Here is a 16282-nt window from a genome sequence, read left to right as displayed (position 1 = left end):
AGGCAAGAAACGCAAGAAGCCCCCCGCCCGACGCGAAAGCGCGGACAGGGGGCTGACTCACTGCTCGAAAGCTACGGCCCGAAACTACGGCCCGAAACTACAGCTCGAAACCGACCGCTCGATCGAAGCCGACCGCTCGATCGAAGCCGACCGCTCGATCGAAACCGACTGCTCGATCGAAACCGACTGCTCGAAACGGACTACTTGAACCGCTACTTCTTGGCCTTGCCCTGGTTCTTCACGGCCTCGATCGCCGCCGCGGCCGCCTCCGGGTCGAGGTACGTGCCGCCCGGCTTGACCGGCTTGAAGTCGGCGTCCAGCTCGTAGGAGAGCGGGATGCCGGTCGGGATGTTGAGGCCCGCGATGTCGGCGTCGGAGATGCCGTCCAGGTGCTTGACCAGGGCACGCAGCGAGTTGCCGTGGGCCGCGATCAGGACGGTGCGGCCAGCCTTGAGGTCCGGGACGATGCCGTCGTACCAGTACGGCAGCATGCGCTTGACGACGTCCTTGAGGCACTCCGTCTGCGGGCGCAGCTCCGGCGGGAGGTCCGCGTAGCGCGCGTCGTCGAACTGGGAGAACTCGGCGTCGCGGTCGAGCGCCGGGGGCGGGGTGTCGTAGGAGCGGCGCCACAGCATGAACTGCTCCTCGCCGAACTCGGCCAGGGTCTGCGCCTTGTCCTTGCCCTGCAGGGCGCCGTAGTGGCGCTCGTTCAGGCGCCACGTGCGGTGGACGGGGATCCAGTGACGGTCGGCGGCCTCCAGCGCCAGCTGCGCGGTGCGGATCGCGCGCTTCTGGAGCGAGGTGTGGACCACGTCGGGCAGCAGACCGGCGTCCGTGAGCAGCTCACCGCCGCGGACTGCCTCCTTCTCGCCCTTCTCGTTGAGGTTGACGTCCACCCAGCCGGTGAACAGGTTCTTGGCGTTCCATTCGCTCTCGCCGTGGCGGAGGAGGATCAGCTTGTACGGTGCGTCGGCCATGCGCCCGAGCCTAATCGACCCGTCCGGCCCCCGCCGATTGACGGTGGCCGTTAATTCAGTGGCATGGGCACCGACCCGGATCGTAAGGTACGGCCACCGCTTGCGCCGCTTACATTTCCCCGGGGGAACGCACCTATGTCAGTCGCCTCGCTCAGACGTGCCGCCAAGGAGTCCGTCTCAGGGTTGCCGCGAGAATTCTGGTGGCTGTGGACGAGCACGCTCGTCAACCGACTCGGGGCGTTCGTCCTCACCTTCCTCGCCCTCTACCTGACCACGCAGCGCGGCTTCTCCGCCGCGTATGCCGGTCTCGTCGCCTCGCTCATCGGACTCGGCGGGGTCATCGCCTCGCTCCTGGGCGGGGTCCTCGCGGACCGGCTCGGCCGCCGCCCCACGCTCCTGGGCGCACAACTCGCGACGTCCGCGACGGTCGCGTCACTGGCCTTCGTACGCGACCCGGCCGCCATCGCCGTCACTGGCTTCGTCCTCGGGCTCGCCTCGAACGCGTCGCGGCCCGCGATCCAGGCGATGATGGCGGACATCGTCCGCCCCGAGGACCGGGTGCGCGCGTTCTCCTTGAACTACTGGGCGATCAACCTGGGGTTCGCGGTCTCGTCCGCGTACGCGGGCTTCCTCGTCGCCCGGAGCTACACGCTCGGCTTCCTCGTCGAGGCGGGCATGACGCTCGCCTGCGCGTGCCTGGTCTTCGTGAAGGTGAAGGAGTCGCGGCCCGGGGCCGTGACGCCCGTCACGGGCGCGCCCGCGCCCACCGTCACCCTCGCCACGGTCCTGCGCGACGGCCGGTTCATGCTCATGGTCGGCCTGTCCTTCCTGGTCGCCGTCGTCTTCACGCAGAGCTCGGTCGGCCTGCCGATCGTGATGGGCGCCGACGGTCTTTCCAGCTCGGACGTCGGACTGGTGGCGGCCGTGAACGGCGTCGTCATCGTCGCCCTGCAGATCCCGCTGACCCGGTTCATCGAGCGCCGCGACCCGGGCCGCCTGCTCACCGTCTCCTCGCTGCTCATCGGCTACGGCTTCGCGCTGACCGCGTTCGCCGGGTCCGTGGGCGCGTACGCGATGACGGTCGTGGTGTGGACGCTCGGCGAGATGGTCAACGCCCCGACCCAGTCCGGCCTCGTCGCCCGCCTCGCCCCCGCCGAGGGCCGCGGCCGCTATCAGGGCGTGTACAGCACCTCCTGGTCGGCCGCCACCCTCGTCGCCCCGCTCGCGGGCGGCTGGGTCATCGACGCGGCGGGCGCCGGGTGGCTGTGGGCGGGGTGCGCGCTGCTGGGGACGGTGACGGCGGGCGGGTACTGGGGGCTGATGCGGGGGCTTGAGGGGCGCGGGGCGTCTGAAGCGGCCGGGGCGTCTGGAACGGTCGGAGCGGCCGAGGTGGCCGGGGCGGCCGAGGTGCGGGCGGTGGCTCCGCTCGGCGAGCGGCGGGAGGCGGCCCACTGACACGGGGCGCTCAGACAGTCGAGAGCCCCACCGGAACACATCCGGTGGGGCTCTCGACTCATCGACCCGATCGAATCACTGCGCGGATCCGGGGAAGGTGTAGATCCTGGAGGCGCTTCTCAGCGCCGTGCAGTCCTCCCCCAGGATTTCGACCTTGGCCGCGTGCGGGGGATCCAAGAGATCGATCCTCCGGCCTGGGAACCAAATCCCTTCGACGTGCGCACGGGCAGCTGCGTGTGCGGATTCCTCATTCGCATCGCCGCTCACAGAGTCACCCGGCCGAACCGAGCCGCCCACACAGCGGACGATGCAGACAATACGCTCCGCCGAGGACTCGACGATCTGCTCGATCTGCAACGAACCACTAGCTTCCATAGTTCTTTGCCTCCTCGACGAACTGACTTATCTGTTCAGGCGTCAGCTTGGGCGTGAATTCAAGCGTGGGATTCAGGTCATCGATCCCGATATCCCGAGGGATCCCTATCCCCATCCGCCCGAGGATGGCTCTCGCATGAGATACCGGTATCTCAATGCTTGCACGGCCCGCAAATTCAGTGGGCGGCATATCCAACTGAACTTCCGCTTCCCTTGCGATATACCCGGGCAGGGATTCGACGCCGGCGACATCCTCGGGCATCGCGATCTGCACCACGGCATCGGCGCCGTACTGCTCGGAGTGAGTTGCGAAGATCGTAGCAACTCCCGGATCCGAGGAGGTCGGCGTCACGCCGGCCCTCTGGACTCCCGGACTGCCTCCGTATCCCTTCGTGGTGCCACGGAAAACCGGTCCACAAGTGTTGTGCACCAGGACCGGGACGCCGCCCGGCACAACGTAGTACGTGTGAAGTTGCTGGACGGTGAGGTTCCAGCGGTTCGCCGCACCGGGTGTGGCGTGCAGGGTGACGACGTGGGCGTGGCCGTTGTCGGCGGTGTTGAGGGCGTCGCCGCGGTGGAGTTTCCCGGCGGGGACCCAGGTGTGGGTGGTGTCGTCCCAGAAGGGGTGGTTGGCGGTGGTGTGGAGGGTGGCCTTGCGGCCGTCCTCGGTGCGGATCGTGACGTCGACCAGGTCGTGGTCGTGGTTGATCCACACGTGCTGGACCGTGCGGGGGCCCTGGTGCTTGCCCGTCTTGGGGCTGGCGGATTCGACCTTGTCGCCGGTCTTGATCTTGCCGATCGGCTTGGTCTTGCCGTGGGCCATGAGGACCGGGGTGTCCGGCGAGAAGCTGCACCCCTTCGGCCTCGGCTTGGTTCCCTCGCTGCCGACGTGCGGGCTGTCAGGCTCGGCGGCATGCCTGTTCGCGGCGGCGGAGCCGTCCTGCAGGTCGCGGGGCTTGCCACCCGACTTTCCGCCCCCGCCGCCCGAGTCGCCCTTCGGCCCCTTGGGAGTCCCTCCGCCGTCGTGGCCGAGGCCCTTGGCCGCCGCGTTGCCGCCCGAGACTCCCTCTTCGACGTCGCGGGCCGCCCGCAGGGCCTTCAGGGCCCTGTATGCCTCCACACCCTTCGACGCGACTCCGACGCCGTCGGCCACGAATCCGCCGACGAAACCGGTCCAGTTTCCGGCCTTGTAGGAGGTGCTGTTGGTCTTGACGCCGAAAAGGTGGGCGAACGGATGGTTGTGGTTCGTCCTGAACGGGTGGGCGTGCGTGTTCAGGTGAGGGAGACCCCAGGAGGAACCCGACCTGTTCACGGACCAGTTCCACCCCATGGCGAGGCCGTCCGCGACATGGTTTCCGAAGGCGCTGCCCAAGTTCCAGAAACTGGTGAACGCGTCGCCGGCGAACCCGTCCAGCACACCGGTGAGGAAGTGGCCGATGCTGCCCCAGCCGAACAGGCCCGTCGGGTCGCTCAGGCTGACCGGGTTGTCACCGGCGTAGGTGTATCCGCCCATCTGGTTGGGGTCGCCGGCCTCGAAGAGCGGGTCGGGGGTGAGGAAGCGGCCGGTCGTCGGGTCGTAGTTGCGGGCCCCGAGGAGGTCGAGGCCGGAGGATGGGTCGGTGGGCTTGCCCAGGAAGCCGTGGTTCTCGTCCGGGGCGACCCACGTCGAGGGCTGGGTGCCGCGGGGGTTGCCCCACGGGTCGTAGGCACGCCGGGTCACGGCGAGGCTGCCCGCGTCGACCGCGGTGGTCGCCGTGCCCTGCGTGGTGGCCATCTCGTAGTTGACCGAGCCGGTGGAGGAGCGGGTGATGCGGGTGCCGTCGGGGCCGGTGTAGAAGCGCAGGCCGGTGAAGGTCTTGGCCCTCACGTCGAGGGTGATCTGTTCGGCGCCGCCGAAGAGGTAGAGGACGCGGGTTCTGGGGCTGCCGTCGACGGAGGCGGTCTGTTCGAGCAGTCCGCCGTCGGCGTCGTAGAGGTAGGTGCTGGTGTGGGTGTGGGTGCCCTGCGTGGTGGCGACTGTGGCGGTGTGGCCCTCGGCGTCGTAGGTGAAGTCCTGTTGCTGGCCGGGCAGGACCGGGCCCGCCTTGATCGTCGTCCACACGTCACCGCTGGAGGAGCAGCCCGAGACGGTCAGCTGGGTGCCCTTGGTGGCGGAGGCGGAGGGGTCGGTCAGGCACAGGTTGTTGTTGGCGGCCAGGGCGAGTTTGCCGCTGGTGGTCGTCCTCCACTGCTGGGTCGGGTCGCCGTTGCAGGTGTCGATGACGACCTTGGTGCCGGAGGTGGTGGCGTTGCCTGTGGTGTCCAGGCACATGCCGTGGACGCGCACGGTGTGGTCCGTGCCGATCGACCATTTCTGTGCGCTCGTGCCGTTGCAGGTGTAGACCTGCACCTTGTTGCCAGGGGTGGTGGCGGACAAGGCGTCGTCGACGCACAGCTTGCCGCCGCTGGAGAGGGTGAACGCGGTGACGATCGGGCCGACCGTGGTGACCTTGCGGTCCATCGCGTTGCCGGCGTTGACGTTCGGGCTGTAGCCGGTGTCGGTGTGGGTCTCGGTCTGGGTCGCGGTGCCCAGGGTGGGGTTGGTGACCGTCTCCGTGCCGGTCTGGTCGGGGTGGGTCGCTGCCGTGGTGCCGTCGGTGCCGGGGTAGGTGATGGCCTGGGTGGTGTTCGCGAGAGCGTTGCCGGTGGTGTCGTGGTCGACCTTGCCGGTGCGGTCACCGAGCAGGTCGTAGCTGTAGGTCTGCCAGTACGGTGCCGGGCCGCCCACGGTCGTGGAGGCGTCCTGGACGCGGCTGGTGGTGCAGCCGCCGACCTGGCCGGGGGTGGCGGTGCCGGGGTTGGTGATGCCCTTGGTGTCGGTCCAGGCCGCGGTCAGGCGCTGGAAGGAGTCGTAGGAGAAACACTGTGTGTCGTGGGTGGTGTTGTCGCGCAGGTCGTCGATCGCGGTGATCTCGCCGGCCTGGTTGTAGCGGTAGTCGACCACGTCCAGCGCGCTGGTCTGCGTCTGCAGCATGCTGGAGGTCTGGGTGAGCCGCCCGGTGGTGGAGTCGTACTGGGCGTAGGTCGCCAGCTCCTGCCCGTTGGGGCCGTAGTTGGCCTGGGTGGTGCGGCCGAACGCGTCGTGGCGGGTGTCGTCCAGGTACGACGGGGTGTTGACGGGCGTGATGAAACCGCCGAAGCCCGTCAGCGTGCCGTCCTGGTTGTAGCCGTAGCCGATCTCCTCGGCCGGGAGGTTGCCGTCGGCCTGGTAGGTCGTGGTGTTCAGCAGCCCGATCGTGGGGGTGTAGCTGGACGACAGCGTGTAGGTGACAGTGCCCGAGGACGGCGGGGCGGACTGCCCGGCGGCGGCGAACCCGTCACTGGCGGGGATCGTCAGCGTGCTGCCGGTGGGCTGGTAGGCCGTGTTGTAGCCGGTCACCGCCTGCGTGTACGCCTTGCCCGAGGCACCGCCGACATAGCGGGTTCCCGAAGTGGGGTAGCCCTTGGCAAGGGTGTCGTAGCTCCAGGCGGCCAGCTGCTTGGCCGCGTCCGGGCTCGACGCGTAGGCGGAGGCGTACTCGGCGGTCTTCCGGTTGTCCCAGTCGTAGTGGTAGGAGAGCACCTGCCCGCGCGGGTCGGTGAACTGCAGCAGGTTCCCGGCGGTGTCGTACTTGTCGTAGGTCGTGGTGCCGGTGTTCGGATCGCTCTGCGAGGTCAGCTGGCCCAGCAGGTTGTAGGAGTACGACCAGGTGTTGCCCGCGCTGTCCTTGACGGTCGAGGTCTGGCCCGCCGTCGTGTAGGTGTAGCGGGTGCTGGCATCCGCCGCCGTGGCCTGACCGGCCGTGCCGGAGGACCAGAGCGAGGTGCCGGCGCTGTTGTACACGGCCAGGTCGGCGTCGTTCTGGAGCTTGAGCACCGAACCGCTGGTGGCCGCCAGACCGGTGGACCACAGCTGCGTACCGGAGGGGCTGTAGACGGCGAGGTTGCCGTCGGTGGTGAACTTCGCGTACGCGCCCGCGCTGGTGGAGGTCGCCGCGAACAGTGTCTTGAGCGTCTTGTTCGTGGCCAGCGAGGACAGGACCAGACTGCCGTCGGCCCGCATCTCAAGACGGGTGCTGTCCGACGTCAGCGAGGTACCCGACGGGATGATCTGCCCACCGGTGAGGGTGACAGTCGAACCGGTGTTCCTCACCACCGACTTGGTGGTCTGCCCCAGCGCGTTCTTGTACGTGACGATGGTGCGGCCACCGGCCGGGCCGGTAGAGGTGGCCTCGTCCGCTCCCGGATAACTGGTGGTCGTGCTCCACTGCTTGACCGCCTGGTGCCACAGCGTGGAGGCGGTGGGGCGGCCCTGGCCGTCGTAGGTGGTGGTGGTCTCGGCGGGGATCTGGTTCTCGTTGGCCGCGTACAGCGTCGTCGACGGGTCCGTCGTCGGCTCCGAGTACGGCGCGTACGTCGCCGCCAGCCAGCCGTGGGAGTCGTAGAACGTGTCGGAGATGATCCGGCCGGTGCTTGAGTCGCCCAGAGCCGGGGTCTGGGTCTGGCGCGGCTGGAGCATTCCGTCGTAGATCGTCACCGACGTGCTGTAGGTGCCGTCCTCGCGCAGCGTGTGCGTGGTCACCGACGACGGGGCGCCCGGCTGCGTGATGGTGCCGCCCGGCGCGGCGACCGCGCCCGGGTCGATCGAGTACAGGAACGTCTTGTCCGCGCTCTGGCCTGCGGACTTGTCCCGGCCCGGCAGCCACACCGCGGTGCGCCGCCCGAGCGCGTCATAGGTCATGTCCGTCTTGCGGCCGTTGACGTCCACGTCCTCGGTCGGCAGACCACGCAGCGGGCTGAGCGTCGTGGACACCTGCCAGCCCTGGCTGTTGGTGGTCGTGTACGAGGTCGGGTTGGTGTTGCCACCCGCCGACGACCAGGCCGGGCTGTACGCGGTCGTGGTCGTCTGGCCGGTGGCGTCCGTGGTGGCGCTGACCCGGCCGGCGCCGTCGTACTTCACCGCCTGCGTCGTACGCCAGGTCTCGGCGCCGCTGGTGAAGCCGTCCGCGACCTGTGTGGCGGTCGGCCGGCCGGTCGACGAGAGCGCGCCGAACGTGCCGAGGTTCGACAGAGTGCCGTCACCGGTGTAGTAGACCTTCTGGTCCGCGATCAGGCTGGTGGCGGAGACGGCGGTACCGCAGGCCCCCGCCACGGCCGTGGTGCGGTCCGGGTAGTCCAGCATCATCGGATTCGCCGACGGTGGGCTGGCGTACGTGGTGGTGGTGCACTTCTCCTGCGACGTGTCGCTGACGTCGCCGTGCGCGTCCACCGTGGACGGGCGGCCCTGGCTGTCGTAGGTGCTGTCGGTGCGGGTGTGGCGCCAGGTGCCGTCCGTGAGCAGCGCGTAGCCGTCGGTCCGGGAGGTCTTCATCCGGTACGCGGCCTGGTCGGGCAGTGTGGACAGGGCGGGCTTGGTGCCGGTGTTGTCGGTGGTGTTCCAGCTCGACCATGCCGTCTGCGCCGCGTGCGCGGTCGTCGTGAACGTGAACGGGCCGTTGACGCTGACGGCGTTGATGGTGCCGCCGGCCTTGGTGTAGGTGTCGGTGTCGAGCACCGTGCCGGCCAGCTGGGCGGAGTCGGTGACCGTCTCCACGGTGGAGCCGCCGACGGTGGCGGTGCGGGTGACCGAGCGGCGGGTGCCGTCGGCCAGGTAGTCACCGTCCATGCCCTGCAAGTAGTGCGTGGTGGTCTGCGTGACCGGTTCGGGCGCGGTGCCGGTCTGGACCGTGACCGTCTTGAATCCGCGGAACTGGTCCCAGGTGCGGTACTGGTCGTCCGTCAGTGACGAGTCGTTGCGGTGCCAGGCCGGGCCGCTGTACGTGTAGCGGGTCGTCTGCGGCTCGGAACCGGCCGGGATGTTCTGCGAGTCGGGCTTGTACTGGGCGGCGACCGTCAGATCGGAGACGGTCACCTCCCGCACGGTGGTCAGGTTGAACCAGTCCGCGGTCGGCTTCGAGGCCCCGGCCACGGTCCAGTACACGGGGTAGCACGAGTGCGTGTTGGTGTCCGCGTCGGCCATGGTCAGCGTCAGGCCCGCGCACGGGTTCAGGTTGTAGTCGACCGCGATGGACTCGCCGGTCTCGGTCTGCACGCTCGCGATACGCGGCCGGTACAGCGGCGGCGCGGACGGCGAGGCGTCATTGACCCGGTTGTCGATCTCCGTACCGGTGAAGGCGACCTTGTTCAGCGCGATGTCGCTGTTGCCGTTGCCGTACGTGTCCTTGCCCGTGTGCTGGACGGTCTGCAGCCACATCACCGCCTGCAACTGCCCCGCGTCCTTCGGGTCCACCGACGTGCCGGTGACCGGGTCCACCGTGCCGCCCGCGTCCGAGTACACCTGGTGCAGGTGATACGAGTCCACCGGCTCCATCGCGTCGGTGGAGGAGTCCTTCACATGCACCTTGGTCGTGATGTCCGACAGCCGCGTCGTCGTCCAGAACGTCGGCGCCGGCACGATGCACACGTTCGACGGCACACTCGTGGCGTCGGACGCGAGCACGGTCGTGTCGGTCGAGTCGCAGTGCAGGTCCCAGGGCACGTCCGGCCAGTGCGTGGCCGTACTGTCCTTGAGATTGCCCGCCGAGCAGTCGGTGAAGGTGCTCGTGGTCTGGCAGCGCTGAGCCGGCGTGAAGTCCACCTCGGCGGACGGCTTACGCCCCGCCTTCTCATCGGCCAGCGTGTAGCCGTAGCGGATCGACGTCAGCGCCCCGCCACGCGTGTAGGACGTCAGCGTGCCGTGCGAGCCGCTGGCCGCCTGGCCGCCGCCCAGGTCGTAGTAATTGCTCTGCCGCGCATAGCCGTAACGCTGCACCGAGCCCGACGGCGCGACCACGAAGTCCAGGTTCCAGCGCCAGCCCTCCGGCTTGGCGCACTTGGACTTCTTGCCGTCCGTGGAGTTGTAGCAGGGGTCCCCGGACACCGGGTGCAGCACCGGCACGCCCCACGCGGAGGCGGTCGAGGAGTCGGCGGGGCTGGACGGGATCGTCGCCGACCCGCCCGTGCCGCTCGGCGCGTGCTCCGCCCCGAAGTAGGCGGCCGTGCCGTCGGTCGTCAGCACACGGAAGTAGAGACCGTCCTGAAGACCGTTCGGCGCACCGGACAGCTCCTGCACCAGCGTGCCGTCATCGCCCTGAAGCCGCCACTGCTTGATCTCACCCGTCACCGACGAGTCCACCCCGTCCGGCACCAGCCGCCCGGAATGCGAACCGAACGACAGGATGGCGTTGTCGCCACCCCAGCACTCGTCGCCCGAACCCTTGAGGATCAGCTTGTCGCTGGAGTCGACCAGGCTGCCGCACGACCGGTAGGAACGCTCGACGAAACCAGGCTCGTAGGACCAGCCGTCCCCGACCCACGACGCCTGCGAGTTGCGGGCCGAGGTCTCCCCGTCCTGCGACTGCGAGTCATAGCCGAGCGACACCGCCGGCGCACTGCCGTCGGCCCCACTGGGCACGTCGATCGGGTACGAGTACGTGAAAGCGCCGGAGGGCGAGGTCTTCCACGCTCCTGCCGGGTTGAGCGAGGTCGCCGAGTAGTCACCCTGCGAACCGGAGGTGGAGGAAGTCACCGCCAGCGTCGTCGACGAACTCGTACTCGTGGTCGACATCGGGGCGAGGGAGCCCAGTTGCGAGCCAAGACCGCCCTCGCCGGACGCGGCCGCGGAGGACGAAGGCGCGGACGGGGCGCCGGGAAGGGTGACCGTGGCGGTCAGCTGGTTGGCGCCCACCCGGTTGGTGAAACGCACCGGGGTGCGCTTCTGACAGGCCGCGTCCTGCGGCGTGGTCAGCACACAACTGGGCAGCTGCACCAGCTCAAGGCGCGAGCCGTACCCGCCGCCGTACGCCTTGGCCAACTGGGCGTAGTCCACGACGACCTCGACCTTGCCACCCGCACTCCCACCAGCGGGCCTCAGCGTGAGCAGCATGCCGTTCGCACCCGCCCGCAACGCCGCCTTGTGCGAGGCGACACTCACATCCACCGCCCGCGGAACCCCGGCGGCCGCCGCCTTCCTGGCCTGTCCACCCGTCTTGGCGTGTCCACCCGTCTTGGCGGGAGCCAGCCACACCGGCAACCCGGCCGCCTTCACCGGCCCCTCGACCGGCATCTGGGCGGACTGCGGCGTCACCGAGCTCTGCGGAGCGGCACCCGCACCGGCGTCGGCCGACGGCGCGGGGCTGCTCGCGGACGCACTCGGGTTCGCACCCGAGGTCGCACTCGCGGACGCGCCCGACGACGCCCCCGGTGACGCGCTCGCCGTGCCGGAGGGCGTGACCGAAGAGGTCGGTGAGGCCGAGGACTTCGCGGTGGACGTCCCTGCGGGAGTCTTCGAGGGCGCCTCGGTCGGCGCTCCCGCCGGCGCCTTGTCCGGCGTCTTGGTGACGGTCCCCGCGCTCGTCCTGTCCGCATGCGTCAGCCGAACCGTCGCGGTGCCCGCCTTGGGCCACACCGGCGCCTTGCCTCTGTACGTGCCCAGGGGCTTGACGTGCTTGCCGCGCGGGGTGACCTGACGGGCCGTCAAGGCGTGTCCGCTCACCGGCGGAGCGGTCTGCGGCTTGTTCGGCCGCCACACCTTTCCGTCGAAGTGGTAGCCGCTCGCGAACGGATCGATGTGCTGGGCGAACAACCCCGTGCCGAGCCCCTGGGAGATCCCCAGCGGCACCAGCAACGCCAGCACCACAGCCGCGACCGTCCAACGGCCGATTACCGAGCCCCAAAGGACTCGCCACAAGCGCGCCGACGCACGCCGATTCCCCGTCACGCGGACCCCCACGCAGAACAGCGGCCCTGTTCAGGGCCGCTGTGAAGCCAATGACCGTACGAACGTGCGATCGCTGAGGGAGAGTATTGATCAGCCATGACGTGGCTCAATAGTCTGCGCCGACGCCATGGACCGGGTGTTCCCCACCAGTTGTCGCGCTTCCCGCATCAATGCGAGGACGAATCCCGACTCTGCATGACAATCCGGCACGCGGCATCACCCGTCACACCCACCCCACACCTCGGGGGTGACGGATGTCACATCCGTTGAGCGTTCCTGAGAAGAAGGAATCTTTCCTCAGTGTTTAACAGATCTTTCCATATACCCCCGAGGCACCGGAAGTTGAGACGCCGCACGCCACTCGTGGCGGCCTTCGCCGGACTCGTGCTCGGCCTGCCCGCGCTGCCCGCCGCGGCCGACGCCGCCACCACACATCCCACGGACCCGATGCTCGCCGCGCGGCAACAGGCCGTGGACAGCGGTCACAGCGTGCGGGTCGACTCGAAGACCACTCAGACCACCGCCGTCGAGGCCAACCCGGACGGCACGTTCACCGAGACCACTCATCTGCTGCCGGTCCGGGTGAAGAAGAACGGCGTCTGGACGAAGGTGGACGCCACCCTCGCCCGCAACAGCGACGGCACGTACTCCCCCGCCGCCACCCCCAACGCCGTCACGCTCTCCGGCGGCGGCACGGGCCCGCTGGTCACCCTCACCCACGCCGACGGCGCGCGCATGCGCCTCGCCCTGCCGTTCGAGCTCCCCGCCCCGCAGGTGACCGGTGACACGGCGCTGTACAAGGCCGTCCTGCCCGGCGTCGACCTGTCCGTGTCCGTCACGGACCAGGGCGGATTCAGTGATGTCCTGATCGTCCACGACGCCGCCGCGGCCGCCGACCCCCGCCTCAAGTCCCTCACGCTGGCCGCCACCACGCACGGCCTCTCCCTCAAGCCCACCGATTCCGGGGGCATGCGGGCCACCGAACCGGACGGCACTCTGGCCTACACCAGCCCCCGCCCGCTGATGTGGGACTCGTCCCTCGGGGCCACCGCGCTGACCACCCTCCCCGCGGCCGCGAGGAAGGCCACCGACACCGGCCTTGCCACCGGTGGCCGGGCCCCCGCCTCCTCGGCGCACGGCCCGGGCGCGGGCGCCGTCGTCGATCCGGTCGCGATGAAGACCGGCTCCCGCGGCCTGACGCTCACCCCCGACCGGTCCTTGCTCACCGGCCCGAACACCACGTACCCGGTGTACATCGACCCCTACACCAACCCGGTCTCCTCCACCGCCGGGCACTACGACGAGGTGTACTCAAGCTCCACCTGCCACAACGCCCCGCAGTACGACAAGCCGCAGACCGGCGGTGAAGGAGTGGGCTACCAGCGCTGGGGCGGCTCCTGCGGCACCGGCCTGGAGCGCACCTACTACGCCATCAACACCTCGGGCCTGCACTCCTCCTTCGTGATCTACGACGCCAAGATCGCCATCTCGACGACGTACGCGGCCAGTTGGTCCTGCTCCCAGAACCAGCCGATCACCCTGCACACCACCAACGCCATCAGCTCGTCCACCGACTGGGACAGCCGGCCCGGCACCCACGACGTCGCCTTCCCGACGGTGACGACCCACGTCCCGTCCGGCGCGAACCCCAACAGCAGCTGCAGCAACCACAGCGCCACCTTCACGGTCACCGACGAGGCCCAGAAGATCGCCGACCAGGACGGCGACGGCTACAACTCCTCCGGCACCTTCGGCGCGCAGACCAACACCTGGACCATCGGCCTGTACGGCGACGAGTCCACCTCCTCCAGCAACAACGACTACCTGCGCACGTCCCAGACGCTCACGCTGACCACCAAGTTCGACATCAAGCCGAACACCCCCACCAGCATGCACACCGTTCCGGCCGCCACCGGCGCGAGCAGCGCGTGCACCATGAGCGGCGACGGCTGGATCGGCGCCACCACGTACTCCGACGCCGGCAGCAACGTGCACCTGCACGCCAACGTCACCAGCAACGTCTCCGGCGAGCTCGTGGCCGCCCACTTCCACGTCTGGGACCGCACGGTCGTGGACTCGAGCGGCAACGCCCTCTCCAAGTCCACTCCGGCCACCTCCTACCTGGCCTCCGGTTCCGACGCCTGGGCGTCGATCGGCTTCACGCTCCTGGACGGCCACGAGTACGGCTGGGACGTGTACTCCGAGACGAACTCGACGCTCCACCTGAAGTCGTCGATCAGCGGCCACTGCTGGTTCAGGACCGACCTCACCGCGCCCGACACCCCGACCGTGGCCACCAACCCGTCCTTCCCGCCGGTCGGCAGCGGCCCGGCCAACCCCGTCGTCTACGCCGGCAGCGGCAAGACCACCACCTTCACCATCCACGGCACCGACGCGGCCGCCACCGACTCCACCTGCTCCCCCAACCCGTGCCTGGCCTCCGGCATCGACCACTTCCTGTGGAAACTGGACGCACCGCCGACCGCCGCCGACAGCACCACCGCGGCCGTGACCAGCACCAGCAACGGCGTCGCCACCACCACACTCACCGTCCCGATCACCACCTGGGGCGTACACACCCTCTACGTCGCCGGTGTCGACAAGGCCGGCAACATCTCCACCGCCCCCACCAGCTACACCTACACCGTCCCCTGGAACCCGGCCACCAAGGCCACATCCGGAGACGTCACCGGCGACGGCATCCCCGACCTGCTGACCACCACCAAGGGCGGCAACCTGCTGGTCGTGCCCGGCAACACCGACCCCGCCCAGAACGCCCTCAAGACCACCGCCCCCACCACCAGCAGCTACACCGGACCGCTGGTCGCCGCCGACACCGACCACACCCCGGCCGGCACCAGCGGTGACAGCTGGGCCAACTACCTCATCGCCCACCACGGCAGCCTCACCGGCCACGACGTGGACGACCTGTTCGCCCTGCACACCACAACAACCCCCAAGCAGCTCTACCTCGTCCCCAACGACATCAACTACGCCACCACCACCTACGGCTACAGCGACTACGCCGACAACACGTCCGACGTCATCACCAAGCCGTCCTGCCAGTCCTTCACCCCTGCCGACCGTTGCAGCGCCGCGAACTACACCACCGACTGGAACGCCACCAGCAAGATCGCCGCTCCCGGCGACGTCTACGGCACCGGTCTGGCCGACCTGATCACCGTCGAGAACGGCCGACTGTGGCTGTACCAGGGCCGCAGCGGCGGCGCCCTCGTCAACCCGGTCCTGCTCGGCGACGGCGACTGGTCGGACTTCGACCTGCTCAGCCCCGGCACCGTCGACAACACCCCCACCCTGTGGGCGCGCAACCGCTGGACCGGCGTGCTGTACACGTTCCCCCTCACCGTCGACACCACCACGTACCTGCCACCGCTGCTGCACGCCCCGGTCAGCACCCCGCTGCAGTCCGCCGTGACCCCCTCAAGCGGCCACCTGTGCCTGGACGTACGCGGCGCGAACACCGCCGACGGCACCCCCATGCAGATCTACACCTGCAACGGCACCCACGCCCAGCGGTTCTCCCTGCTCTCCGACAACACCCTGCGTGTGTACGGCAAGTGCGTCACCGTCGCCCAGGGCGGCACCGCCGACCACACCCTGGTCGAACTGGACCACTGCACCGGCTCGGCCGCCCAGCAATGGCAGCCCTCTGCCACCGGCGGCCTGACCAACCCGCAGTCCGGGCGCTGCCTTGACGACCCGTCGGCCTCCACGACCACGAGCACCCAGGTGCAGATCTACACCTGCAACGGCACCGCCGCCCAGAACTGGACCTCCGGCGCGAACACCGGCTGGGACACCAACACCGCGGCCGCGCTGGACACCGGTGTGCCCACCCTCGACTACCCGCTGATCGCCACCGACGGCGACACCACCAGCCCCGCCGGCGGCCCCGACGGCCACCCCGACCTCTACACCACCGACACCTCGGGCCAGCTCCTGCTCCACCCCGGCGGCGCCCTCAGCAACGGCGTGCCCACCCTCACCACACCGGTCTCCCTGGGCAGCGTCACCGACGCCGCCCGTGACTGGTGGAACCTCGACGAAGGCACCGGCACCACACTGACCGACAGCAGAGGCAGCCTCGACGCCACCCTCACCGGCGACTACACCTGGGCCACCGGTACCACCCACGGCACGGTCCTCAACCTCAACGGCACCACCGGCTACGCCGCCACGACCGGCGCGGCCATCGACAACTCCAAGAGCTTCTCCGTCTCCGCCTGGGTCAAGCTCAACTCCCTCACGTCCAACTCGACGTTCGTCTCCCAGTCCGACACGGCGGGCAACGCCAACGGCTTCCAGCTCTACTACTCCTCCTACGCCCACGCCTTCGCCTTCAACCGGCACAACGACGACACCACCGGCAACAGCTTCTCCGCCGCCTACGGCGGCACCCCGACCACCGGAACCTGGACCCACCTCGTCGGCGTCTACGACGCCACGACCAAGCAACTGAGCCTGTACGTCAACGGGCACCTGGCCGCCACCAAGGCATACACCGGCATCACGTGGAACGCCTCGGGCGACGTCCAGATCGGCCGCCGCCTCTACCAGGGCACCTACGCCGAGTACACCAACGGCCAGCTCTCCGACATCCGCATCTACGACACCGCCCTGCCGGCGGCGGACGCCTCGGCCACCAACGACCTGCCCAAGGCGGTCCGCATGAGCTGAG

The 16282-nt window shown here is 69.2% G+C and carries 5 protein-coding genes; 2 read left to right on the top strand and 3 right to left on the bottom strand.

The window, feature by feature from the left end; translation table 11 throughout:
* Positions 1–212 precede the first annotated feature (212 nt).
* Positions 213–977 carry a phosphoglyceromutase gene (locus tag OFY01_RS17705; protein WP_266601020.1) on the bottom strand — a complete coding sequence of 255 codons (765 nt, stop codon included), beginning with the start codon at positions 975–977 and terminating at the stop codon, positions 213–215.
* A gap of 135 nt (positions 978–1112) precedes the next feature.
* Between OFY01_RS17705 and OFY01_RS17700 the strand changes: the two genes are divergently transcribed.
* Positions 1113–2432: an MDR family MFS transporter gene (locus OFY01_RS17700; protein ID WP_266601018.1), complete on the top strand. Its 1320-nt coding sequence runs from the start codon at positions 1113–1115 to the stop codon at positions 2430–2432.
* Positions 2433–2507: 75 nt separating this feature from the next.
* Here the strand turns inward: OFY01_RS17700 and OFY01_RS17695 are convergent, their stop codons facing one another.
* Positions 2508–2807 (bottom strand): hypothetical protein, encoded by a 300-nt coding sequence (locus tag OFY01_RS17695; RefSeq protein WP_266601016.1) that lies wholly within the window; start codon positions 2805–2807, stop codon positions 2508–2510.
* A complete protein-coding gene (locus OFY01_RS17690) occupies positions 2797–11502 on the bottom strand; it encodes a ricin-type beta-trefoil lectin domain protein (RefSeq protein ID WP_266601014.1) in 8706 nt (2901 codons plus the stop codon). Before OFY01_RS17690 ends, OFY01_RS17695 begins: the two co-directional genes overlap by 11 nt.
* Positions 11503–11925: 423 nt before the next feature.
* Between OFY01_RS17690 and OFY01_RS17685 the strand changes: the two genes are divergently transcribed.
* The gene (locus OFY01_RS17685) at positions 11926–16281 is read left to right on the top strand and encodes a LamG-like jellyroll fold domain-containing protein (protein ID WP_266601012.1); all 4356 of its coding nucleotides are present in this window, start codon (positions 11926–11928) and stop codon (positions 16279–16281) included.
* Position 16282: the final 1 nt, after the last annotated feature.

This window comes from Streptomyces beihaiensis, assembly GCF_026274175.1.
Taxonomy (GTDB): domain Bacteria; phylum Actinomycetota; class Actinomycetes; order Streptomycetales; family Streptomycetaceae; genus Streptomyces; species Streptomyces beihaiensis.
This window is presented reverse-complemented; position numbering and strand designations above follow the sequence as displayed.

What these genes read in the sequence shown, in the direction of transcription:
- OFY01_RS17705 (WP_266601020.1), bottom strand. Translation starts at nt 977, where the DNA reads ATGGCCGACGCACCGTACAAGCTGATCCTCCTCCGCCACGGCGAGAGC.
- OFY01_RS17700 (WP_266601018.1), top strand. Translation starts at nt 1,113, where the DNA reads ATGTCAGTCGCCTCGCTCAGACGTGCCGCCAAGGAGTCCGTCTCAGGG.
- OFY01_RS17695 (WP_266601016.1), bottom strand. Translation starts at nt 2,807, where the DNA reads ATGGAAGCTAGTGGTTCGTTGCAGATCGAGCAGATCGTCGAGTCCTCG.